Origin of the sequence: Pseudomonas sp. LAIL14HWK12:I10, assembly GCF_900184205.1 — a bacterium.
GTDB lineage: Bacteria > Pseudomonadota > Gammaproteobacteria > Pseudomonadales > Pseudomonadaceae > Aquipseudomonas > Aquipseudomonas kermanshahensis.
Genome location: NZ_FXWU01000004.1, coordinates 12,584 through 36,066, shown reverse-complemented (window position 1 = coordinate 36,066; position 23,483 = coordinate 12,584). Strand labels below are relative to the sequence as shown.

Sequence of the window (23,483 nt, the reverse complement as noted above, 5' to 3'; positions counted from 1 at the left end):
AGCGTGCTACAAACTGGTTAAGCAATGATCTAGCTGCTTGATAACGAAGGGAAAAATATGACGAAGTCGGAGCTGATCGAACGTATTGTCACCCATCAGGGGCTGCTCTCCTCGAAAGATGTGGAGTTGGCCATCAAGACCATGCTTGAGCAGATGTCGCAGTGCCTGGCGACGGGCGATCGCATCGAGATTCGCGGTTTTGGCAGCTTCTCGCTGCACTATCGCGCACCCCGCGTCGGTCGCAACCCTAAGACTGGCCAGTCGGTCAGCTTGGAAGGCAAGTTCGTGCCGCACTTCAAACCGGGCAAGGAATTGCGTGACCGGGTCAATGAAGAAGATGAGGCCGAGGCCTGATAAAAAAGGAGCAGTCTGATGCGTAACCTCAAGCGCGCCCTGGCGGCGTTGTTCGTGCTGCTGTTGGCGGCTGTGGTGCTGTTCTTCGTACTCGAGAACCAGCAGGCGGTCTCGCTGGTCCTGTTTGGTTGGTCTGCCCCTGAAGTGCCGGTTGCGGTACTGGTACTGGCCGCGCTGGTCATCGGGTTGGCTATCGGCCCACTGCTCGGCGCCTACGGCGTGCAGCGCAGCAAGCGCAAGATTCGCGCTTCTGCCCGCCAAGCGGCATTAAGCGGTAATTGAGGCTGTTTCCTACTTCTATTGAGGAAAGTCTCACCTATGCCCGCATCGGCTGTCATGAAGTAATAGCACACTTCATTTTCGGCCCAGGCGAGTGTGCAGCAGCATGGATTTCCCCGTTCTTTCTCATCACGGCGCCACCCGAGGCGTAACTGGCTCTTGCCACCAGCTTCACCTTGACCTCGCTACCAGCCTGCTGGTCGATTGCGGCCTGGCGCAAGGTGATGATGCATCGTCTGGCGCGGAACCTGCGTCCCTGGGTTTTGGTGCGAGCTTCGAGGTGAGCAGTGTTCAAGCGCTGATCGTCACGCACGTGCATCTCGACCATGTCGGCCGCATCCCCGCGCTGCTGGCGGCGGGGTACCGAGGCCCTATCCTGTGCAGCGAACCCTCTGCCAAGCTGCTTCCACTGGTGCTGGAGGATGCCTACCGGCTGAGCATCAGCCGTGAACCGCAGCACGTGCAGCGCTATCTCGCGATGCTCGATGAACTGATCGTCCCGCTGCCTTTTGAGCAATGGCATGTTCTCATCGACCGACCTGGTCTTGGCTGCCGCATTCGCTTGCAGCGCGCCGGGCACCTACTGGGTTCAGCCTATGTCGAGTGTGACGTGGCGCGCGGGGAGGTCAACACCCGCTACGTGTTCTCCGGCGACCTAGGGCCCTCCACCAATCCCTTGCTGCGGCCAGTGCAGCCCCCAGAGCGCGCTGACGTGCTGGTGCTCGAAAGCACCTATGGTGATCGCCTGCACCCCAGTACCGACGACCGTCGAGAAAAACTGGAAGCACTTATCGATCGGGCGTTGGCCGATAACGGCACGATCCTCATCCCAGCCTTCAGCCTGGGGCGTACCCAGGAATTGTTGTACGAGCTCGAAGACATCCTTCATCGCAAGGCCCTGCTGAGTGCGGGTCAAGCGCCGGGTGATAGTTTTCTTGATTGGTCACAATTGCCCATCATTCTTGATTCACCCTTGGCTCAACGCATCACCAGCGTTTACCGCGACCTACATGACTACTGGAATGAAGAAGCCCGCGCGCGGTTGGCTGAGGGGCGTGACCCGCTGGGCTTTGGTCAGCTGATTAGTGTGGATACCCATGACAGGCATCAGCATGTGGTGAATTACCTCAAAAGCACCGGGCGCCCGGCGATTGTCATTGCAGGCAACGGCATGTGCTCGGGTGGGCGGATCGTCAACTACCTCAAGGCCATGCTTGGGGATCCGAGGCATGAGGTGCTGTTCGTCGGGTATCAAGCCAAGGGCACGCCGGGGGCAGTGATCCAGGCCAGTGAAGGCGCGGAAGGGTTTGTGCAGATTGATCTGGATGGGGAGGCTTATGAGATTCGGGCGAAGGTGATGACGTTGAGTGGGTATTCGGGGCATGCGGATCAGGCAGGGTTGCTGGCCTTTGCGATTAACATGGAGCGCGAGCCATCTGAAATTTTGCTTGTGCACGGTGAGGTAAGGTCTAAAGAAATGCTGGCATCCTCTTTGAGGCAAGCGTTTGCGCTGCGTAAAGCAAGCACCAGAATTTCCATACCACGCTGACCATTCAGCTGGAAGTGCGGAGGAGGCGCTAAGGTTGGGGAACAACTGACATCATCAGGGCTCTACCCATGCTTGTTTCTTTGAACTTGACCCCGCGTGCAGGGTAGGGTGGAATCGAGTTAGCATGCAGGCATGTTGACGCTACGCTGGCTGTAGGCGTGCATAGTAGCGCTTGTTGGCGCCGTGTGTGGCCCGTGCTATGGGTGAGCTCACTGTTTTGATGATGTTAGACGGACCCTAGGATAATTAGAATAGATGCGTAATGAACCTCAGCGCCCATATCGTGATGATGAAATCGAGCTTGTTGAATTGGTACAGGGCGTCTGGCGCCAGAAGCTGTGGGCAGGGATGGTGGCGGCACCCATGGTGGCCGCAGGGTTTGCGTATGCGTTGCTGGCCACGCCCGTGTATGAAGCGAAACTGTTCGTAGAGCCGCCCACCCAAAACGATATCGCGCAGTTGAATTTTGGGCGTGGTGGCGATTCTGGCTTAAGCGCTTTGACGGTCAAGGAGGTCTACGATACGCATCTTCAGGCTTTGCAGTCAGAGGGTGTGCGTAACAGGTTTTTCCGCGATGTATACCTGCCTAGCTTGAGCGAAGAGCAGCGCCGAGGATCACGTGACTCGTTGTACAGCGATTTTGGCAATGTGCTCACAGTGGCGGCTGCAGGGAAGGGGTCCTCGACCCGATACGCAGTCACCGCATCCATTTCAGATCCTCAGCAAGCTGCGAAGTGGGTAGTGGCTTACAACGCGCTTGCAGCAGAGACAGCGAAGCGAGAAGTGCTGGATAGCAACCGCAGTGAGATGATGGTCAAGGCGGACAACCTGCAAACCCAGATCGAAGGCGCGAAGGCCAGTGCAAGGAAGGAGCGAGAAGATCGGATTACTCAGTTGAAGGAGGCCTTGATTGTCGCCAAGTCCATTGGCTTGGAGAAACCTCCAGTGATTTCGCAGTCGTTGTCGGCCGAGGTCTCTGCGGCAATGGGTGGGTCGCTCACCTATATGCGCGGGACCAAGGCGCTAGAAGCTGAAATCGCCAATCTTGTGGCGCGAACCACTGACGAGCCGTTCATCAACGGGCTGCGCCCGATGCAAGAAAGGGTAATGTTTTACCGTAATCTAAAGCTCGACCCATCCTTGATACAGGTGTTCGAGCAAGATGGTGCGGTTGAGCTACCAGACCGGCCGGTGAAGCCGAAAAAGTCGCTTATTGTTGTATTGAGTGTTGTTTTGGGATTAGGCGCTGGTGCGCTTGCTGCCATGGCCAGAGACCTCTGGGTCAGGCGTCGGCAGGCATAGCGGCCCGCTGGTTCGTGGCCAGTTAACGCATTAGTTAATTTTATTGTTATCAAAATAGCGTTCACTGGAGGTAGGGATGCTTGCAGTCAGCAGGCAAGGGGCACAGCTTTGGTGGCTCTGGAAGCGGCTAGGGTGTAGTGTGAGTAGCCCGCCGATCTCGAGTTTGGCAAACTAGGCGTGCTGCTATTGCCGATTATTTGGTGGGTCTTGGGGCGTTAGGCCGCGAGCCAAACTGTTTCAGCTGGAATTCATCCACGACTGGGTGAACGGGCATCTTTAACACCCCGTCTCCTGCCACCTGTGCAGGCGGGTAATATAGAAGGGTGAGTCACGCGATATGACGGATATCAAGAAGCAGGCGGTTGAAAAGTTCAAGAGCAAATCAGCGTTGGTCGGCATTGTCGGCCTCGGGTATGTTGGCTTGCCCCTGATGCTGCGTTATAACGCGATTGGCTTTAATGTGCTGGGTATAGACATCGACGAAGTTAAAGTTGATCGCCTCAATGCTGGACAAAGCTACATCGAACATATTTCCAGTGCCAGTATCGCTCAAGCCCGCCAGCACGGTTTCGAAGCCACCACTGATTTCACTCGCGTCGCTAAATGCGATGCCTTGATTCTTTGCGTCCCGACGCCACTGAACAAGTACCGTGAGCCGGACATGAGCTTTGTCATTAATACTACTGATGCGATAAAGCCCTATCTGCGGGCCGGCCAAGTGGTATCGCTGGAAAGCACAACCTACCCAGGCACCACCGAGGAAGAGTTGCTGCCGCGTGTTGAGGAAAATGGCTTGAAAGTAGGGGAGAATATCTTTCTCGTCTATTCGCCAGAACGCGAAGACCCGGGTAACATAAACTTCGAAACACGGACCATTCCAAAGGTGATTGGCGGTCATACGCCAAGTTGCCTCGAAGTGGGTGTCGCCCTGTACGACCAAGCGATTGATAAAGTTGTTCAGGTCAGCTCGACCAAGGCGGCCGAGATGACCAAACTGCTGGAGAATATTCACCGCGCAGTGAACATCGGTTTGGTCAACGAAATGAAAATTGTTGCGGACCGCATGGGGATCGATATTTTCGAAGTGGTGGACGCGGCGGCGACCAAGCCTTTTGGTTTCACTGCCTACTACCCTGGTCCGGGGCTTGGCGGCCACTGCATACCAATCGACCCCTTCTATCTGACCTGGAAAGCGCGGGAGTACGGTGTGAACACCCGATTCATCGAGCTTTCGGGCGAGGTGAACCAGGCGATGCCGGAATATGTGCTCAGCAAACTGATGGATGGGCTGAACGACGCAGGCAAAGCGCTCAAAGGTAGCCGCATTCTGGTGCTGGGCATTGCGTACAAGAAAAACGTTGATGACATGCGCGAGTCACCTTCGGTTGAGATCATGGAGTTGATTCAGGCCAAGGGTGGTGTCGTTGCCTACAGCGATCCGCATGTTCCAGTGTTTCCGAAGATGCGCGAGCATCATTTCGAGCTCAGCAGCGAACCGTTGACGGCGGAAAATCTGGCTTCCTTTGATGCCGTGATCCTGGCCACCGACCATGACAAATTCGATTATGCGTTGATTGAAGCCAAGGCCAGGCTGATCGTTGACAGTCGGGGCAAATACCGCGCCCCTGCAGCTCATATCATCAAAGCTTGAACCGCTAATAGCTGACCCTCCGTCCGGGCGCACGGCGCCGGACGGATTCAACAGTTTCCGAAGGAAGATTCATGAAGAACTTTGCTCTGATCGGTGCCGCCGGTTACATTGCCCCTCGACACATGCGTGCCATCAAGGACACCGGCAACCGCCTGGTTTCCGCCTACGACATTAACGACTCGGTCGGCATCATCGACAGCATCTCGCCGCAGAGTGAGTTTTTCACCGAGTTCGAGTTCTTCCTTGAGCATGCGCACACGCTGAAGCGCGATCCCGCAACGGCGCTGGATTATGTCTCCATCTGTTCGCCAAACTATCTGCACTATCCACATATCGCAGCAGGGCTGCGTCTGGGCTGCGATGTCATCTGCGAGAAACCGCTGGTCCCGACGCCTGACATGCTCGATCAGCTTTCGCTGATCGAACAGGAAACGGGCAAGCGGCTCTACAACATCCTGCAATTGCGTCACCATCAGGCAATCCTCAACCTGAAAGACAAAGTTGCAGCAGAAAACCGTGCGCACAAGTATGAGGTCGATCTCACGTACATCACGTCGCGTGGCAAGTGGTACCTGCAGAGCTGGAAGGGTGATCCTCGTAAATCCTTCGGTGTTGCTACCAACATCGGTGTGCACTTCTACGACATGCTGCACTTCATCTTCGGTAAGCTCCAGCGCAATGTGGTGCACTACTCATCTGAGCATAAAGCCGCGGGTTACCTTGAGTACGAAAAAGCGCGTGTACGCTGGTTCCTTTCGGTCGATGCCAATGACTTGCCCGACGCCGTCAAGGGCAAGAAGCCGACCTATCGCTCGATTACTGTCGATGGCGAGGAAATGGAGTTTTCCGAAGGCTTTACCGATCTGCATACCACCAGCTACGAAGAAATTCTCGCCGGGCGAGGTTACGGCATCGAAGACGCACGTCATTGCGTCGAAACCGTGAACGTCATCCGTAGCGCCGCAATTGTCCAGGCCAAGGACAATGAGGCGCATCCGTTTGTTCTTGGGTTGGCTCGCTGACAGAGCGTGGTATCGGGTGGTCAACAGACCACCCTTCCTTTAGTGGTGTACTCGCAACAGGGTCTTGGCAGCTTGTCTAATAACAAAGAAACATTGCCGCATAGCTTGACCTCGTTACGCCCGCGTAAGGATATGCGGCTGGACGTTCAGGGCTTGCGTGCAGTTGCAGTTTTGGCAGTCCTTGCCTATCACGCAGACAGCGCATGGCTGAAGGCCGGCTTTGTCGGTGTTGATGTTTTCTTTGTTATTTCTGGGTTTATCATCACGGCCCTTCTCACGGTGCCCGGATATAAAATCGATCTTCGGTCGTTTTATGCTAGTCGTTTAAAACGTATCGTTCCTGCGTATGCTGTCATGCTGGCGGTGGTATGTGCCGCCTCGTCCGTCTTGTTGCTGACCGGTGATTTCGATTTCTTTCGTCAGAGCCTGAAATCGGCCGCGCTGTTTCTAAGTAACCAGTACTTTTCGGACTTCGGCAGCTATTTTGCTCCTCGCGTTGAAGAATTGCCGCTTCTGCACACGTGGTCGCTGGCAATCGAGATGCAGTTTTATCTCTTTTATCCATTAGTGCTGCTGCTGTTACCTCGATCCTGGTGGTTGCCCAGCCTTTCGCTGATTGCGGCTGGCCTGTTCCTTTGGGCGGGCATGAGCGGGTTGGGCGGTGACCTGGGCAGCCAGTACTTTTCCTTGCTCGCCCGTGTCCCCGAGTTCATGGTTGGAGCCGTATTGGCGCTCGTTCTGCGCGACCGAGAAGTACCTGCATTACGTTCGGCGCTTACGGGGCTGCTTGGCGCGGTGGTGCTGGTTGCCAGTTTTCTATTTATCGATAAAGCCAACTTTCCCGGCTTTCTATCCATAGTACCTTGCCTGGGGGCTGCGCTGATTATCGCCGCCCGGCGAGGGCCGGTCAGCAGCCTTTTGGCTTCACGCCCCATGGTGTGGGTGGGTGGTGTCTCATATTCCCTCTATCTTTGGCACTGGCCGGTCCTGGCGTTTATCCGCTACTACACAGGGCAGTACGCGTTAGGTGTAGGTTGGATGTTGACCGCACTGGGTGCATCGTTTTTCTTGGCTTGGCTGTCTTATCGGTTTATCGAGTTGCCTGTGCGCAAATCGTCAGATGTTTGGCGTTTGGCACCGCGCTGGGGGCTTGCAGCAGGTGGGCTCGCAGCGATTGCCGTGCTCGGGATCAAGCTGAATTCGCTATGGGTCGCCCCGCAGCCCTTGGCGCAGACGCGTTATGCGGATCCTGAACTGATCTGTCATGGCCAGCAGGTGGGTGAGTGCAAGCGCGGCCTCGCCAGCGCGACGCCAACTGTCCTGGTTATCGGTGACAGTCATGCGGCTCAGCTCAACTACTTTCTGGACCAGGCAGGTGAAGAGCAAGGGGTGGGGTATCGAATATTCACTGCAAGCAGTTGCATACCCATACCAGGATTCGACGTTGATCGCCTGCCGGAGTATGCCCGTGGCCCATGCCGCTCACAGATCGTCGCAGTGCAACAGGCGATGTCAGGTATGGGCAAGGTGATCGTCGCGGGAATGTGGCAATACCAAGTGCCTAGTCCTGCGTTTGTGAGCGCCTTCCAGTCATTTTTAGATGATGCCACAGCGGCTAATAAGCAGGTCGTGATCTTGGGGCAAGTGCCCATGTTCCGATCAGACGTACAAAGAGTGCGACGCTTCAGGGAATTAGGATTGCCTGCCACCCTGGCACTCAATGAGGAATGGAGGGCAGCCAATCATAAGGTAGCGTTACTCGCTGCGGGCAGGGTTGGTGTGCACTTTGTGGATTTTTCAAACTCAAGCTTTTTTGCGGATGCACCTTACGAGCAGGGTGAACTTATCTATCAGGATAATCATCACTTAAACGAAATCGGGGCGCGTCGTTACGGACATTTTGCCGGCGGTCAACTCCAGCAGTTGTTCGACCAAACTCAATCCAGTGTGAGCCTCAAGCAATGAGCCATTATCAGCATTCGAGTGCCATCGTCGACGAAGGCGCGCAAATAGGCAAAGATTCCCGTGTTTGGCATTTTGTCCACGTGTGTAGCGGCGCTCGAATTGGTGCCGGTGTTTCGCTTGGCCAGAACGTCTTTGTGGGTAACAAGGTTGTGATTGGTGATCACTGCAAGGTCCAAAACAACGTATCGGTCTACGACAATGTTACGTTGGAAGAGGGCGTATTTTGCGGGCCAAGCATGGTGTTTACCAATGTTTACAATCCACGCTCTTTGATCGAGCGCAAAGATCAGTACCGTGACACGCTGGTCAAGAAGGGCGCTACCTTGGGGGCCAATTGCACCATCGTCTGTGGGGTTACCATCGGTGAGTACGCGTTTGTGGGTGCGGGCGCGGTGATCAACAAAGATGTTCCCGCCTACGCCTTGATGGTCGGTGTACCAGCTCGACAGATTGGCTGGATGAGTGAATATGGCGAGCAACTGGAATTGAATGAGAGGGGGGAAGCCATTTGCTCCCATACGCGCGCTCGTTACGTGCTGCGCGACAATACTCTGACTAAATTGGATATTTGACCTATGATTGAATTTATCGATCTCAAACGGCAGCAAGCCCTCATCAAGAGTAATATCGATGCTGGTATTCAGCGAGTACTGAGCCATGGTCAGTATATCCTGGGTCCAGAAGTAACTGAGTTGGAAGAGCGTTTGGCTACCTATGTCGGGGTCGATCATTGCATTACCTGCGCTAACGGAACTGATGCCTTGCAGATTGCACAGATGGCGTTAGGTATTGGTCCTGGGGATGAGGTGATTACCCCTGGCTTTACTTATATTGCGACTGCTGAGACCGTTGCATTGCTGGGTGCGACGCCTGTTTATGTCGATGTGGATAAACGTACTTGTAATTTAGACCCGGCGCTGCTGGAAGCAGCCATTACCCCGCGCACCAAGGCGATAGTGCCAGTGTCGCTTTATGGGCAGTGTGCCGACTTCGATGCGATCAATGAAATTGCAGCGAAGTACAATATTCCCGTTATTGAGGATGCGGCCCAAAGCTTTGGTGCTACTTATAAAGGGCGGCGCTCCTGCAGCTTGACGTCTATCGCATGCACGAGCTTCTTTCCAAGTAAACCGTTGGGCTGTTATGGTGATGGTGGCGCGATTTTCACCAACGATCCCGAGTTGGCCCTTATCATTCGCCAGATCGCTCGGCACGGTCAAGAGAAGCGCTATCACCATGTGCGGGTGGGCGTTAATAGTCGGCTTGATACCCTGCAGGCCGCGATTCTTCTTGCCAAACTCGATATATTTGACAACGAAATAAAGCTTCGGCAAGCCGCTGCAGAAAAATATAATAACCTGCTGGGCTCGTTGGGCTCCGTAAAGCTTCCATTCATTGCTGAAGCGAATAGCTCAGTTTACGCACAGTTCACGATTCAGGTAGAAGGCCGGGAGCGCGTTCAAGCAGTGCTTAAAGAACGGGGCGTTCCTAGCGTCGTTCATTACCCAATACCCCTTAATAAACAAGTGGCTGTTGCGTCTGATGCTTATCTTCCATTGGGGGATGAACTGGCGAATAAAGTGTTGAGCCTGCCGATGCATCCTTACCTCAGTGATGCGGATGTTGGTAAGGTGGTTGATGCTGTGGCGGCTGCCTGTGGAGCCGGTCAGTGAAAGTCGTCCAGTACGTCTCGTCTTACTGGCGGGATATTTTTCTACAAGCGTCGGGCAATACCGTTGCGCAGGTGATAGGTGTTCTTGGGATTCCGTTATTATCCAGGCTCTATGCCCCGCAGGAGTTCGCTGTTCAGAATATATTTCTCCAGCTGGTCATGTTCTTTGCAGGCATCATGACGTGGAGGTATGAATACTTCTTCCAGATGTTGAAAGGAGAGCAGCAGGCGCGCCTGCTGCTGTTGGGGCTGGCAAAGCTTGGTTTCATTACCGGTGCATTACTTACCGTGGTCATGTGCTTGTTTTCGGTGGAGATCGCACAGGCTTTATCAATCGAAGAGGGCGCTGAGTGGTTGGCGATTGCGCCCCTGAGTGCGTTCTTTGTGTCCATCGCACTCGCATTTCAACACAATGCTCAGCGGGCGGGTGCTTACAAAGTGTCCGCGCTGTCAGAAGTGTGTGGTAAATCGGCCTATGTCGTATCGGGTGCCTTGTTGTCGCTCGTGACCGGAAGCGGTCTGATTTTTACGACACTGTTCAGCGCGTTAGGAAAAATTGCTAGCATCCTTCCCTATTCAAAAAAATTAATCTTTGGCGGGGTCAAGGCATCCGGAAATTTAACTAGCCCTTTCAAAGATCATGCACATGGCGCACACGCACTAGTTGCGTCGCATGTGCTGGTTACGATAAGCAGTGCTGCACCCATCTTTTACATCTCTGCAGTATTTGGAACTGAGATCCTTGGCCAGTTCTCAATCGTCATGGCTACCATTTTCTTGCCGTCAGGGTTAATCGGTGCTGCGATAGGCCAGGTGTTTTATCAGCGCGCGGCCTCACATTATGATGAGCCTCTGCTGCTCAGGTCGCTGTGGAGCCTGACGGTGAGAAAGTTGGCAATTTTTGGGGCTCCCATCTATGTGTTTGCGGGTGCTCTATCGCCCTGGCTATACCCGTTAGTGTTAGGTGGTCAATGGCACGATGCCGGCGTGTATGCACAAGTTCTTGTGGTGGCTGCATTTTGTTCGTTCATCAGTACGCCGTTGGATCGGGTGTCCTTAGTGCTTCGCTATAACTTCTATATGCCGCTTCTTCATGTGCTTAGGTTGGCGCTAACTGGGGCGGTGTTGTTGGTTTCCTACTATAACTCCCTGTCCTTCAGTGAGTTCTTGATGCTTTATACGGTGCAGGTTTCGGTGGTGTATTTACTTGATTTGGTTTTTGCTAACTTCTTGATTGCACGCGCTGTCAAGAAGTATTCGGCAGTGGTGTAGGGGCGCGTAGGTGATCGCGTCCGAAGCTGAGCATAGCGCTTGGCATATTTTTCAATCGGGCAGTTTCGTCGGGCAGCGATTTAGCGTTACCGATTAACCAAGGGCGAAAGGTCATCATGGAAATTGAAATGGCGGGTCGGCTAAGCGGGGAGAAGTCGTCAATTTTGCCGGGGTCTCTTATGTTTGTAAGCAAGGCCCGCGTCAAGTTGTTGGTTTCGATGATCCTCTATGTGCTGGCTTTGGTGTATGGGCATGACAGGTACCTGGCCGTTGAGCAAGCCTTTTGGGGGTTTAACGCGCCAAGTTTTAATTTGGGCAACCTGTTGTTGATTTTCGTGTTTTCGATTGTACCTGTTAGCGTGTTGCCTCTTTACTTTAATAGGCCGTCAACGCTTTTTTTGCATGCCTTGACGTTCTGTGTCTATGTGCCTGCAGTGGCTATCGGAATGCTTAACCATGCGGATGCAGTTGACCGATATTTCTGGGTTTTCTTTAACTTCTGTGTTGGCTTGTTTGTGTGTTGCGTGGTGGTCAGAAGCTTCCCTGTGCGGCAGTCATCGTCTGGCTTCCTGTCCAGGCCATTTTTATACGCGTGCATGATAGGCGCACTGACGTGTATCGGCTTGCTGTTCTTGACGTATCGCGATGTCTTGTCGTTTTCGGGTCTGGATGATGTTTACGCGCAGCGGGAAAAAGGCGCGGCCACGTCGTTATTTATCGGTTACTGCCAGGTGTATTTGGCCTATTTTTTTTCACCCATACTTTTTGCCAGTGGGTGGGTGGCGAGACGCTATTTGGTATGCCTGACGGGGTTTGTGGGTTTTATTTTCGTCTTCATGATAACGGCAGAGCGAACGGTGTTCCTGCTGCCCTTTGCCATGGTCTTCGTGTCGTTTGTTTTCAAACGACGTGGCGATGACCCGAATAATCCCGCCTATCTGTTCACTGGTGGCGCGTTTTTGGTCTTTCTCATCGCGCTGCTTTACGATGAAGTCGGGATTTTTCGAGAACTCGGGTTCTATTTCTATACCCGATTATTGGCATACCCAGGCTTATTTGTTACCCAGTACTACGATCTGTTCGCGGAGCAAGGGTTCACCCACTGGTCACATGTTTCTGTCATTGGCAGGCTGGCTGAAGTTCCAGCAGCCTATGCGTCGGATGATAAGTGGCCGCTGCTAGGAAAGATTCTTGCGGAGCGGGTACTGGGTGTACAAAGCCAATCGAACGCAAGCTTCGTCGCAACCGACGGTGTTGCGGCGGCGGGTGCTCTAGGGGTGCTGGTTATTTTCGCACTCTACACGGTCTGGCTGGTTGTGCTGGACAGAGTTGCCCAGGGTTGGAACAGGGTGTTCGTGTTGACGGCGCTCTTTCCATTGGCGTTTGTGACCACCAATGGACCCTTTTTCACCATGCTGGCCTCTTTTGGTGGTGCGATGTGGATAGGGTTGCTATGGGTTGATAAGTTTAAACTAAAATTATGGGGCCGCCGGCTATGATTGGATATGTGATCTCTCGGATACTAAAAAAGTCGCGAGGCTCTGCTCTGATTGACTCAGCCGTTCCGCGCAGCTCAAAAGTGGAGTCCGGTTGTACTCTGTTTTCTAGCAGCTTCGGCGAGCATAGTTTCTGTGGGTATGACTGCACATTCATAAAGACGTCGATTGGGTCTTTCTGTTCCATTGCCAATAATGTCGTCGTTGGCGGCGCCAGGCATCCCATCGAATACGTCTCCACCAGCCCCGTATTTCTGGCGCATAAAGAGAGTATCAAGAAGAAGTTTTCGCGGCATGACTACCGTTGGGAGCCCAATACGGTCATTGGTCACGACGTCTGGATAGGTGAGGGTGTGCTTATTAAAGGGGGGGTGACCATCGGGACGGGTGCGGTTATTGGCATGGGCAGCGTGGTCACCCGAGACGTGCCCCCCTATGCAATTTACGCAGGTAACCCGGCACGATTGATACGCCTGCGGTTCTCTGAGTCGATAGTGGAAGGGCTTTTGAAGAGTCGGTGGTGGGAGTTTTCGGAGGATAAACTGAAGGCTGCGGCCGTGCACTTCAACGATCCGGAAGCTTTTTTGAAAAGTCAGAATATTGTATGAAAATTATCCATTTGTGTGTTTCGTGTTTTTACATTGACGGGTACCGCTATCAGGAAAACGAGCTGGTCCGTGAGCATGTCTCAACAGGGCACGATGTCCTTGTGGTCGCGTCGACTGAGACGTACTTGGATAATCTTACGCTTGGCTATACCGTCCCAGGCGACTATACAGGGACTGATGGTGCCCGTGTTATACGGTTGCCCTACGGCGGTGTGGGTCCATTTTTCTTGAAAAAGAAACTACGCATACATGCGAAAGTGGCGCAAATTATCGAATCGTTTGGCCCTGACGTTATCATGTTCCACGGTTTGTGTGGTTGGGAGTTGCGCACAGTGGCGCGCTACAAGCGCAAGCATCCAAACGTGAAGTTGTACGTTGATAGTCATGAGGATGCTAATAATAGTGCGGTGGGAAAACTATCAAAGATCTTGCATCGGTTCTACTACCGCCCGCTCATTAGAAGTGCTTTGCCCGACATTGACAAGGTGCTATGCATTTCCCAAGAAACGCTAACATTTTGTCGCAAGCAATACGGGATTGAAGACAGGCAGATGGAGTTTTTCCCGTTAGGCGGGAATATAGCGGATGATGCTACTTACTCCAGGCTGCGCTCCGATACGCGCGCGGCCCTGGGGCTTGATGCGCGGCAGGTTGTATTTCTTCAATCGGGTAAGTTTGATGGCAAGAAGAAACTTGCCCAAAGTCTTCGTGCCTTTACACAAACCCGCTCCGAAGACTTTAGGTTTTTGATCGTTGGCCAACTACATGATGCTGTTGCCGAAGAGGTGACCGCGCTTGTAGCCAAAGATCCGCGGGTCATCTTCTTGGGCTGGAAATCGTCCGATGAGCTTTACGCCCTGCTGTGCGCGGCGGATGTATATGTGCAGCCGGGGAGTCAGTCGGCGACAATGCAAATGAGCCTTTGTGCGCGACGGCCAGTTATCATTGCAGACGTACCTAGTCACGTGCCGTTTGTGGATGGCAATGGGTGGGCTGTGCGTAACGACATTGACTTGACCCGCGCGTTTGCAGCGATTGAGGACAAGCCTGAAATACTGGATACTTTCTCCAAGCGATCCCATGAAATTGCTTTGAGTCTTCTAGACTACCGCCGCATGGCAAAGCGCCTGTTGACCTAATTGCTGGATGCTATTATGAAAAACTACAAAATCTGTACCCGTTGCATCATGGATACCAGTGATCCGAATATTTCCTTCGACGGTCAAGGCGTTTGTGAGTATTGCAAAAATTTTGAAAATAATATTCAGCCCAATTGGGACACCGGTGCGGCGGGTGAAGCTGAGCTGGCCAAGATTGCCGAAAAAATCAAGAAGGACGGCCAGGGTCGGGACTATGACTGCATCATCGGTCTGAGTGGCGGCCTGGACAGCTCCTACCTCGCTTACGTCGCAAAGGAAAAGATGGGCCTGCGCCCGCTGCTTTTCCACGTTGACGCCGGCTGGAACACGGACCAGGCCGTTGGCAACATCGAAAAACTGGTTGATGGCCTGGGCCTTGAGCTGTTCACCGACGTCATCAATTGGGAAGAGATGAAAAGCCTGCAGGTGGCCTTCCTCAAGGCGCAGGTTCCCGACCAGGATATTCCTCAGGACACCGCGTTCTTTTCAGGCCTGTACAAATTTGCCAAGGCCAACAAAATCAAGTACGTGCTCACCGGCGGCAACTACTCCACCGAATGCTGCCGCGAACCTGAGGAGTGGGGAGCCTACCCAGGCATTGATACCACGCTGATCAACGACATCCATGGCAAGTTCGGTTCGCGTAAGCTCAAGACGTTCCCTCTGGTAGACGTATTGTCCTACAAGATCTACTACCGTTATGTACTGGGCATGCAGGTCGTACGCCCTCTGAACCACGTCCCCTATGTGAAGCAGGATGCTGAAGATACGCTTGAGCGCCTGTTTGGTTGGAAGCGCTTCCAGCACAAGCACCATGAGTCGCGTTTTACCCGTTTTTACGAAGATTACTGGATGCCGCGCAAATTCGGGTACGAAAAGCGACGCGCGCATTTTTCCAGCTTGATCATGACCGGTCAGCTGACTCGGGAAGCCGCACTCGAACGCATCGCCAAGCCCGAGCTTGACGAAAACTTCCTCAAATCCGAATTCGAGTACGTGGCACACAAGCTGGACTTGACTGTCCCAGAGCTTCAGGGCATTTTCGAGGGTCAGAACAAGACCTTCCATGACTACAAAAACAAGCGTTTCTTGATCGGCATAGGAGCTCGTGTGCTCAGTGCAATCGGATTGGAAAGAAGGCTGTTCAGATGATCACCATCATTGACTACGGTCTGGGTAACATCCAGGCCTTCGTTAACGTCTACCGACGTTTGCACATCCCTGTTGCGGTTGCTCAGACCGCAGCACAGCTGGATGGCGCGACCAAATTGATCCTGCCCGGGGTTGGGGCCTTCGACCATGCGATCGAGCGGCTGGATGCTTCGGGCATGCGCTCGACCCTAGAAACCCTGGTGCAAGAGCACAAGGTGCCTGTACTGGGGATCTGCGTGGGGATGCAAATTCTCGCTAACAGCAGTGAAGAAGGTAGCCTCCCTGGTCTAGGGTGGGTGCCCGGCTGTGTGCGCTCGTTCAAATCGGTCCCTGACCTTACGGACCTGCCGCTGCCCCACATGGGCTGGAACGATGTGGCATCGCTCGGTGACAACGCGCTGTTCAAAGGCTTCGAAGAGGAGGCGCGGTTCTACTTCCTGCATTCGTTCTTCTTCGATTGCGAGCACGTGCAGCACCGCGCTGCGATGTCCTCGTATGGCCTGGAGTTCAGCTGCGCCGTGCAGGCAGGGAACGTGTATGGCGTGCAGTTCCACCCCGAGAAAAGCCATCACTTTGGCGTCGGCCTGTTGAAAAACTTCGCGGAACTGTGAGCGGAAACTGACAAATGCTAAGACCCAGGATCATTCCATGCCTGCTCATCCAAGACGGTGGGCTGGTGAAGACGGTCAAATTCAAGGATCCGAAGTACGTCGGAGATCCCATCAATGCGGTGAAGATCTTCAACGAAAAGGAAGCCGATGAGCTGATCGTGATCGACATTGACGCGACAGCGCATGGCGTCGAGCCCAATTACACGCAAATCGCCAAACTCGCTGCCGAGTGCCGTATGCCCTTGTGTTATGGCGGTGGAATCCGGACGGCGCTGCAGGCCAAGAAGATCATTCAGCTAGGCGTCGAAAAGGTCGCCATCAGCTCGGCGGCCCTCGAAAACCCTCAGCTGGTTACCCAGATTGCCGAGGAAATTGGCAGCCAGAGCGTGGTGGTAGTGCTGGATCACAAATCGCGGCTGTTAAGCAAACACCAAGAGGTCTGGACGCATAACGGCACGCGAAACACCAAACGCAGTGTGTTGGAAGTAGCGCAGGAACTGGAGAAGCTCGGTGCTGGGGAGATTGTCCTCAATTCGATCGAGAACGATGGAAAGATGAAGGGGTATGACCTGGACCTGGCAGCTAAATTGCGGGCAGCGGTGCATATCCCTATCACCATCCTGGGCGGTGGTGGTTCGCTCGAGGATATGGCAAGCGTGGTCAAGACGTGCGGCGTGGTCGGTGTGGCGGCAGGTAGCTTCTTTGTATTCAAGGGCGCCTATCGCGCGGTGCTGATCAGCTACCCAAGTGCTCAGCAGAAAGACGACATCATTTATTCCGCTCTCCGAGCCCGATAACTATTCACGCGCGTTGCAAGGGTCAGATCATATGTTCAAGGGTAAAACACTTCTCATCACCGGCGGTACCGGCTCTTTCGGCAATGCGGTCCTCAAGCGGTTTCTCGACAGTGACATCGCTGAAGTGCGTATCTTCAGCCGTGACGAGAAGAAGCAGGACGATATGCGCAAGCGCTATGACAGCGCCAAGCTGAAGTTCTACATTGGCGACGTGCGGGACTACCAGAGTGTCCTGAACGCCACCCGGGGTGTCGACTACATCTTCCATGCGGCCGCGCTGAAGCAAGTCCCCTCCTGCGAATTCCACCCGATGGAGGCCGTTAAGACTAACGTCATCGGTACCGAGAACGTCCTTGAAGCTGCCATTCAAAATGAAGTGCGGCGGGTGGTTTGCCTCAGTACTGACAAGGCGGTGTATCCGATCAACGCCATGGGTATCTCCAAGGCCATGATGGAAAAGGTCATGGTCGCCAAGTCGCGCAATGTCGACGAGACCAAGACTGTCATCTGCGGCACCCGTTACGGCAATGTCATGGCATCACGCGGATCGGTGATCCCGCTGTTCATCGACCAGATTCGCGCCGGCAAGGCCCTGTCCATCACCGATCCGAACATGACCCGCTTCATGATGACCCTAGCGGATGCCGTGGACCTTGTGCTTTACGCGTTCGAGCACGGCAATAACGGTGATCTGTTCGTGCAGAAAGCGCCAGCTGCCACGGTTGAAACGTTGGCTTCAGCACTGACTGCGTTGTTGGGGCAACCTGAGCATCCGATCCAGGTGATTGGTACTCGTCACGGCGAGAAGCTCTACGAGGCATTGCTCAGCCGTGAGGAAATGGCCTGTGCCGAAGACATGGGTGACTACTTCCGTGTGCCGCCAGACCTGCGTGACCTGAACTACAGCAAGTATGTCGAGCAGGGTGAAGAGAAGATCTCCCACACGGAGGACTACAACTCGCACAACACCCAGCGTCTGGATGTAGCCGGGATGCAAGCATTGCTGCTCAAGCTCGATTTCATCAAAGCCATCCAGCGTGGCGAGCATGCCACGCCGGAGGAATGACAGATGAAGGTACTGGTAACCGGAAGCAATGGCTTCATTGCGCGTAACCTGCTTGTGCATCTGGCAGAGCGCAAAGACGTCGAGATCAGCCTTTTCGTGCGAGGTGAGGATGTGCAGGCACTGCAGGGCAAGGTCGCCCAGGCAGACTGCATCTTCCACTTGGCAGGGGTCAATCGCCCCGAGGACCCCGCTGAGTTCGGCAGTGGTAATAGTGAACTCACTCAACAGGTGTGCGATGCGGTCAAGGCGTCAGGGCGGAAGATCCCGGTGCTGTATACCTCGTCGATTCAGGCTGAGCGAGATAACCCTTACGGCCTCAGCAAGCTCGCAGCCGAGCAGGCACTGACCGCGCTTGGCCAGGAAAGCGGCAACCCGATTTACATTTTCCGCTTGCCCAATGTTTTCGGTAAATGGGCTCGGCCGAACTATAACTCGGCCGTCGCCACCTTCTGCCATAACATCGCTCACGACCTGCCCATCCAGATCCATGAGGAATCTGCTGCGCTCAACCTGGTCTATGTGGATGACGTGGTCAGCAAGTTCATGGCCATTATGGACGGCGAGGCAGTCGCCAGTGGTCAGGTGGACGTCGAGCCGGTTTACAGCACCACGGTGGGTGCCTTGGCCGAGCAACTGCGCAGCTTCCGCGCCAGCCGCGCCACCTTGATTACCGAAAACGTCGGCGTTGGCTTGACCCGTGCACTGTACTCCACCTACCTGAGCTACCTGCCGCCCGCATCGTTTACCTATGAGGTGCCCAAGTACGGTGACCCGCGTGGTGTTTTCGTTGAAATGCTGAAAACCCCCGAAGCCGGGCAGTTTTCGTATTTCACAGCACACCCGGGGATCACGCGGGGAGGGCATTATCATCACTCCAAGACCGAGAAGTTTCTGGTTATCAAAGGCACGGCCAATTTCCGCTTCCGTCATGTAGTGTCAGGCGAGTTTTATGAACTGCAGACCAGCGGTGAGGCGCCAACCATTGTTGAGACAGTGCCTGGTTGGACCCATGACATCACCAACATTGGTGATGACGAAATGATCGTCATGCTCTGGGCCAATGAGATCTTCGACCGCGAACATCCGGATACTTATGCGCTGCCGGTTTGCCCATGACCCGGTTGGCTCAGGACTGAGAATGCTATGAAAAAACTTAAAATCGTCACCGTTGTAGGCACGCGTCCCGAAATCATTCGTTTGTCCAGGGTCCTGAGCGCGCTAGACGAACATTGCGAGCACGTACTGGTGCATACCGGCCAAAACTATGACTACGAGCTGAACGAGATCTTTTTCCAGGATCTGGGTATTCGCAAGCCCGATCACTTCCTGAATGCCGCGGGCGCTTCGGGTGCAGAAACCATTGGCAATGTGATCATTGCGGTGGACCGTGTGCTCGCTGAAGTGAACCCTGAAGCGCTGTTGGTGCTGGGCGATACCAACAGCTGCATGGCTGTGATTTCGGCCAAGCGACGCAAGATTCCGACGTTCCATATGGAAGCCGGCAACCGTTGCTTCGACATGCGCGTGCCCGAGGAAATCAACCGCCGCATCGTTGACCATACCGCTGACATCAATCTCACTTACAGCACCATCGCCCGGGACTACCTGCTTCGCGAAGGCTTGCCAGCAGATCGCGTGATCAAGACCGGCAGTCCAATGTTTGAAGTCCTCAATCATTATCGTGACGGTATCGAGGCGTCCGATGTGCTGGAGCGGCTTGGGCTCGAGGCTGGCAAGTTCTTTGTCGTCAGCGCCCACCGTGAAGAAAACATCGATTCCGACAAGAACTTCATGAAGTTGGTCGACACGCTCAATACGGTAGCCGAGCAATTCGATCTGCCGGTTATCGTCTCGACGCATCCCCGTACCCAGAAACGGGTCGATGCCATGGGGGTCACCTTCCACGCTAATGTACGCCTGCTCAAACCGCTGGGCTTCAAGGACTACAACAAGCTGCAGTTGACCTCCAAGGCTGTGCTTTCCGACAGCGGCACGATCAACGAAGAAGCGTCGATTCTTAACTTCCCAGCGTTGAATATCCGCGAAGCGCATGAGCGCCCCGAAGGGATGGAAGAAGCCGCAGCGATGATGGTCGGTCTCGATTGCGAGCGTGTTTTGCAGGGGCTTAATATCCTTGAGAGCCAACTGCGAGGCGATCAGCGTAGCCTGCGACTGGTCGCCGACTACAGCATGCCGAACGTGTCGGACAAGGTGGTGCGTATCGTCCACAGTTATACGGACTATGTGAACCGTACGGTCTGGAAGCGGTACTGATTCTGTGGAAGGGATATCGCAAAAAAAACTCAAGGTTCTAGTCGTTACCCAGTACTTCTGGCCGGAGAACATGCGGGTCAATGACCTGGTGCGCGACTTCGTCGAAAAGGGGCACGAAGTCACGGTACTCACCGGGTGGCCAAACTACCCCGAAGGGACGGTTTTTCAGGACTTCAAAGATAACCCTGGGCGCTTCGCCAACTATGAAGGGGCTGAGGTCGTAAGGGTGCCGTTGGTGCCACGCGGCAAGCGCGCCATCCAATTGGTCCTCAATTACCTCTCATTTCTGGTCTGTGCCTCTGTGCTGGGTGCCTTCAAGCTGAGGCGCCGGCGTTTTGATGCGGTGTTTGTTTACGCGGTGTCGCCTATTCTTTCCGCAATACCTGCGGTTGTGATAGGGCGCCTTAAGCGTGCCCCGGTTTTTGTCTGGGTGCTCGATTTGTGGCCAGAAACGTTGCGCGCTGTGAATGTCATCCATAGCCCGAAGTTGTTGGGGCTGGTTGGAAAGGTAGTCTCGTGGATCTACAACCGCACTGACTATTTGCTGCTGCAATCACATGGTTTTTTCGACAACGTACGTCGCTATTGCACCAAACCTATCGATGCCGAGCGCCTGGTGTATTTCCCCAGTTGGGCTGAGGATGATTTCTCGGCTAAAACCGTGGAACCTTCAGCGCTAATAGAGCGTGATGAGTCGGTGTTTACCGTGGTGTTTGCCGGTAACGTTGGCGAGGCGCAGGACTTCCCCGCGATTCTCGATGCTGCAGAGGCGCTGCGTGGAACGGTTGCCGTGCGCTGGGTAATCGTCGGTGATGGCCGCATGAGCGGCTGGCTTGAGGAACAGGTGCGCAGCCGATCGCTGGATAACGTGCTGCTGCTTGGCAGGCATCCGCTGGAAGCGATGCCGCCACTGTTCGCTCAGGCCGATGCATTGTTGGTGTCCCTGCGGACCAATGATGTTTTCGAGAAGACCATTCCTGGAAAAGTTCAGGCTTACTTGGCATCCGGGCGGCCGGTTCTTGGCATGATCAATGGCGAGGCGGCACGCGTTATCGAAGCCTCGGGTGCAGGTTTTGCGTGTGAGTCCGGCAGTGGCACGGGGTTGGCTACGATTACCGGCCGCTTGGCAGCTCTGCCCGCAGTACAGCGGCAGCAAATGGGGGAGGCAGGGCGACGATACTATGAGCAGGAATTCGCCAAGCCAGCACTGTTGACGCGCCTTGAACAGCTCTTCAGCAATGCCACATTGAGAAGGTCAGGACGATGAGTCATAAGGTTTTTCTCACCGGAGCCAGCGGCTTTGTGGGAAGTGCAGTACTGCGACGGTTGTTGGCTGACGGTGAGCATGTGATTGCCGCTGTTCGTCGCGGCAGTGGTGCGCTGTCATCACCCGTGCGAACGGTCGCCTTCGAGTCGTTCGAGGATGACAACGCGTGGGAAGGGGCGCTTACCGAATGCGACGTGGTGGTGCATAGCGCTGCTCGTGTTCATGTGATGAATGACACTGAAGTCGACCCACTGGCTGCGTTTCGTCGTGTCAATGTGGAGGGGACGCTTGCGCTGGCCCGCCAGGCCATTGCAGCTGGTGTCAAGCGGTTCGTATTCATCAGCTCGATCAAGGTCAACGGTGAAGAGACCCAGCCAGGCAAGCCTTACACGGCTGATGACCTGCCGCAGCCGCAAGATCCTTACGGCGTCTCCAAAATGGAAGCCGAGGTCGGGTTGCAGAAGCTAGCGCAACAATCTGGCCTGGAAGTAGTGATCATTCGCCCTGTATTGGTATACGGCCCGGGGGTGAAAGCCAACTTCCTGAACATGATGCGTTGGCTCGATCGAGGCATGCCGTTGCCATTCGGGGCGATCGATAACCGTCGCAGCCTGGTTGCTTTGGAGAACCTTGTTGATCTGGTCGTAACGTGCATAGACCACCCGGCTGCCGCGAATCAAACCTTCCTGGTCAGTGACGGCGAAGACTTGTCCACTACCGCATTGCTGCGTCGCATGGCGCAGGCACTTGGCAAAAGCGCCCGGCTGCTGCCGGTGCCTGCGTGGATGCTGACTGCAGGTGCCAAGGCCCTGGGCAAGGGAGGGTTGTCTCGAAGGCTGTGTGGATCATTGCAGGTGGATACTGGCAAAACTCGCGATTTGCTCGATTGGCATCCGCCAGTGAAGGTGGATGCGGCGCTTCTGGCCGTTGCCAGGCACTATCAGGAAAACGATAAGAAATGATGCTTTTGTGGTGTCTTCCTGCAGTATTGATACTGTCACTGCTGCTCACCGCCGGTTTGCGCCGTTACGCATTGGCGCGAAGTGTCATCGATATTCCGAATGCGCGCAGTTCCCATACGGTACCGACGCCCAGAGGCGGCGGCGTGGCCATCGTGCTGACGTTTTTGCTGGTTGTCGTTGGGCTGATGCTGTTGGGGGTAGGTCAACTGAGCGTGCTTGTTGCGCTTGCAGGTGGCGGTGGTTTGATCGCGGTCATTGGCTTTATGGATGATCATGGGCATATTGCAGCGCGTTGGAGGCTGTTGGGGCATTTTCTTGCCGCTGCTTGGATGCTGGGCTGGATGGGCGGACTTCCACCCTTGCCACTGTTCGGCTGGTCGTTGGACCTCGGCTGGTTGGGCGGCTTGCTTGCTGCTGTCTATCTAGTGTGGTTGCTCAACCTGTATAACTTCATGGATGGCATTGACGGTATCGCAAGCGTGGAAGCTATCACCGCTTGCCTGAGCGCCGCGTGGCTATACTGGCTTGCAGGGTTCGATACCGCCGCTGTGCTTCCTTTCTTGCTCGCCGCCGCCGTAGCGGGTTTTCTGTTCTGGAACTTCCCACCAGCGAAAATCTTCATGGGTGATGCAGGCAGCGGATTCATAGGTATCGTGTTGGGAGGGCTATCGCTTCAGGCCGCCTGGACGTCACCCCCTATGTTCTGGTGTTGGTTGATACTGCTCGGTGTGTTCATCGTGGATGCAACCTACACCCTGGTCAGGCGGTTGCTGCGCGGTGACAAGGTCTATGAGGCCCACCGAAGCCATGCCTACCAGTTTGCTTCGCGCCACTACGGTAAGCATCTGCCAGTAACCTTGACCGTTGCTGCTATCAATCTCTGCTGGTTGCTGCCCATCGCCTTTTGCGTGGTGCATTTCGGGCTGGATGGCGCACTTGGCGTTATTCTGGCCTACGTACCCCTGGTGGTGTTGGCCATGAGGTTTCGTGCAGGCGAATTGGAAGATCGGTTGTAGCGTTATGTTGCAGACGCAGTGTAAGGGTC

At 54.6% G+C, this 23,483-nt stretch carries 22 protein-coding genes; all 22 read left to right on the top strand.

Annotation, left to right across the window (positions count from 1 at the left end):
* Positions 1–57: 57 nt before the first annotated feature.
* Complete coding sequence (gene ihfB / locus QOS90_RS10315; RefSeq protein ID WP_003252675.1) at positions 58–354, top strand: integration host factor subunit beta; 297 nt, start codon at positions 58–60, stop codon at positions 352–354.
* 18 nt (positions 355–372) lie between these two features.
* Positions 373–636, top strand: a complete 264-nt coding sequence (locus QOS90_RS10310; protein WP_027595953.1) for a lipopolysaccharide assembly protein LapA domain-containing protein — start codon at positions 373–375, stop codon at positions 634–636.
* A gap of 103 nt (positions 637–739) precedes the next feature.
* A complete protein-coding gene (locus QOS90_RS10305; protein ID WP_085272804.1) occupies positions 740–2,182 on the top strand; it encodes an MBL fold metallo-hydrolase RNA specificity domain-containing protein in 1,443 nt (480 codons plus the stop codon).
* A gap of 255 nt (positions 2,183–2,437) precedes the next feature.
* A complete protein-coding gene (locus QOS90_RS10300) occupies positions 2,438–3,484 on the top strand; it encodes an LPS O-antigen chain length determinant protein WzzB (protein WP_027595955.1) in 1,047 nt (348 codons plus the stop codon).
* Between the two features lie 337 nt (positions 3,485–3,821).
* Positions 3,822–5,135, top strand: a complete 1,314-nt coding sequence (gene wbpA / locus QOS90_RS10295; RefSeq protein ID WP_027595956.1) for a UDP-N-acetyl-D-glucosamine 6-dehydrogenase — start codon at positions 3,822–3,824, stop codon at positions 5,133–5,135.
* A gap of 71 nt (positions 5,136–5,206) precedes the next feature.
* The gene (wbpB, locus tag QOS90_RS10290; protein ID WP_027595957.1) at positions 5,207–6,157 is read left to right on the top strand and encodes a UDP-N-acetyl-2-amino-2-deoxy-D-glucuronate oxidase; all 951 of its coding nucleotides are present in this window, start codon (positions 5,207–5,209) and stop codon (positions 6,155–6,157) included.
* A gap of 132 nt (positions 6,158–6,289) precedes the next feature.
* Positions 6,290–8,122, top strand: coding sequence for an acyltransferase family protein (locus tag QOS90_RS10285; RefSeq protein WP_050580773.1), 1,833 nt, complete (start codon positions 6,290–6,292; stop codon positions 8,120–8,122).
* Positions 8,119–8,694: a UDP-2-acetamido-3-amino-2,3-dideoxy-D-glucuronate N-acetyltransferase gene (gene wbpD / locus QOS90_RS10280; RefSeq protein ID WP_027595959.1), complete on the top strand. Its 576-nt coding sequence runs from the start codon at positions 8,119–8,121 to the stop codon at positions 8,692–8,694. Before QOS90_RS10285 ends, wbpD begins: the two co-directional genes overlap by 4 nt.
* Positions 8,695–8,697: 3 nt before the next feature.
* Entirely contained in the window at positions 8,698–9,795 is a 1,098-nt protein-coding gene (locus tag QOS90_RS10275; RefSeq protein ID WP_027595960.1) for a DegT/DnrJ/EryC1/StrS family aminotransferase, read from the top strand.
* Positions 9,792–11,066 carry an oligosaccharide flippase family protein gene (locus QOS90_RS10270; protein WP_027595961.1) on the top strand — a complete coding sequence of 425 codons (1,275 nt, stop codon included), beginning with the start codon at positions 9,792–9,794 and terminating at the stop codon, positions 11,064–11,066. The genes QOS90_RS10275 and QOS90_RS10270 overlap by 4 nt, the downstream gene beginning before the upstream one ends.
* Positions 11,067–11,182: 116 nt before the next feature.
* Positions 11,183–12,565 (top strand): hypothetical protein, encoded by a 1,383-nt coding sequence (locus QOS90_RS10265; protein ID WP_027595962.1) that lies wholly within the window; start codon positions 11,183–11,185, stop codon positions 12,563–12,565.
* Complete coding sequence (locus QOS90_RS10260; protein WP_283600548.1) at positions 12,562–13,170, top strand: CatB-related O-acetyltransferase; 609 nt, start codon at positions 12,562–12,564, stop codon at positions 13,168–13,170. The genes QOS90_RS10265 and QOS90_RS10260 overlap by 4 nt, the downstream gene beginning before the upstream one ends.
* Positions 13,167–14,309 (top strand): glycosyltransferase family 4 protein, encoded by a 1,143-nt coding sequence (locus QOS90_RS10255; RefSeq protein ID WP_027595964.1) that lies wholly within the window; start codon positions 13,167–13,169, stop codon positions 14,307–14,309. The genes QOS90_RS10260 and QOS90_RS10255 overlap by 4 nt, the downstream gene beginning before the upstream one ends.
* Positions 14,310–14,324: 15 nt before the next feature.
* Positions 14,325–15,461, top strand: coding sequence for an N-acetyl sugar amidotransferase (locus QOS90_RS10250; protein WP_027595965.1), 1,137 nt, complete (start codon positions 14,325–14,327; stop codon positions 15,459–15,461).
* The gene (hisH, locus tag QOS90_RS10245; protein ID WP_027595966.1) at positions 15,458–16,072 is read left to right on the top strand and encodes an imidazole glycerol phosphate synthase subunit HisH; all 615 of its coding nucleotides are present in this window, start codon (positions 15,458–15,460) and stop codon (positions 16,070–16,072) included. Before QOS90_RS10250 ends, hisH begins: the two co-directional genes overlap by 4 nt.
* 14 nt (positions 16,073–16,086) lie before the next feature.
* Complete coding sequence (locus QOS90_RS10240; RefSeq protein ID WP_027595967.1) at positions 16,087–16,869, top strand: AglZ/HisF2 family acetamidino modification protein; 783 nt, start codon at positions 16,087–16,089, stop codon at positions 16,867–16,869.
* A gap of 31 nt (positions 16,870–16,900) precedes the next feature.
* Positions 16,901–17,935 (top strand): polysaccharide biosynthesis protein, encoded by a 1,035-nt coding sequence (locus QOS90_RS10235; RefSeq protein WP_027595968.1) that lies wholly within the window; start codon positions 16,901–16,903, stop codon positions 17,933–17,935.
* A gap of 3 nt (positions 17,936–17,938) precedes the next feature.
* Positions 17,939–19,051, top strand: coding sequence for a UDP-2-acetamido-2,6-beta-L-arabino-hexul-4-ose reductase (wbjC, locus tag QOS90_RS10230; protein ID WP_027595969.1), 1,113 nt, complete (start codon positions 17,939–17,941; stop codon positions 19,049–19,051).
* Between the two features lie 27 nt (positions 19,052–19,078).
* Positions 19,079–20,209: a non-hydrolyzing UDP-N-acetylglucosamine 2-epimerase gene (gene wecB, locus QOS90_RS10225; RefSeq protein ID WP_027595970.1), complete on the top strand. Its 1,131-nt coding sequence runs from the start codon at positions 19,079–19,081 to the stop codon at positions 20,207–20,209.
* A gap of 13 nt (positions 20,210–20,222) precedes the next feature.
* Positions 20,223–21,476, top strand: coding sequence for a glycosyltransferase family 4 protein (locus tag QOS90_RS10220; RefSeq protein ID WP_027595971.1), 1,254 nt, complete (start codon positions 20,223–20,225; stop codon positions 21,474–21,476).
* A complete protein-coding gene (locus QOS90_RS10215) occupies positions 21,473–22,438 on the top strand; it encodes a UDP-glucose 4-epimerase family protein (RefSeq protein WP_027595972.1) in 966 nt (321 codons plus the stop codon). Before QOS90_RS10220 ends, QOS90_RS10215 begins: the two co-directional genes overlap by 4 nt.
* Positions 22,435–23,454, top strand: a complete 1,020-nt coding sequence (locus QOS90_RS10210; RefSeq protein ID WP_027595973.1) for an MraY family glycosyltransferase — start codon at positions 22,435–22,437, stop codon at positions 23,452–23,454. Before QOS90_RS10215 ends, QOS90_RS10210 begins: the two co-directional genes overlap by 4 nt.
* Positions 23,455–23,483: the final 29 nt, after the last annotated feature.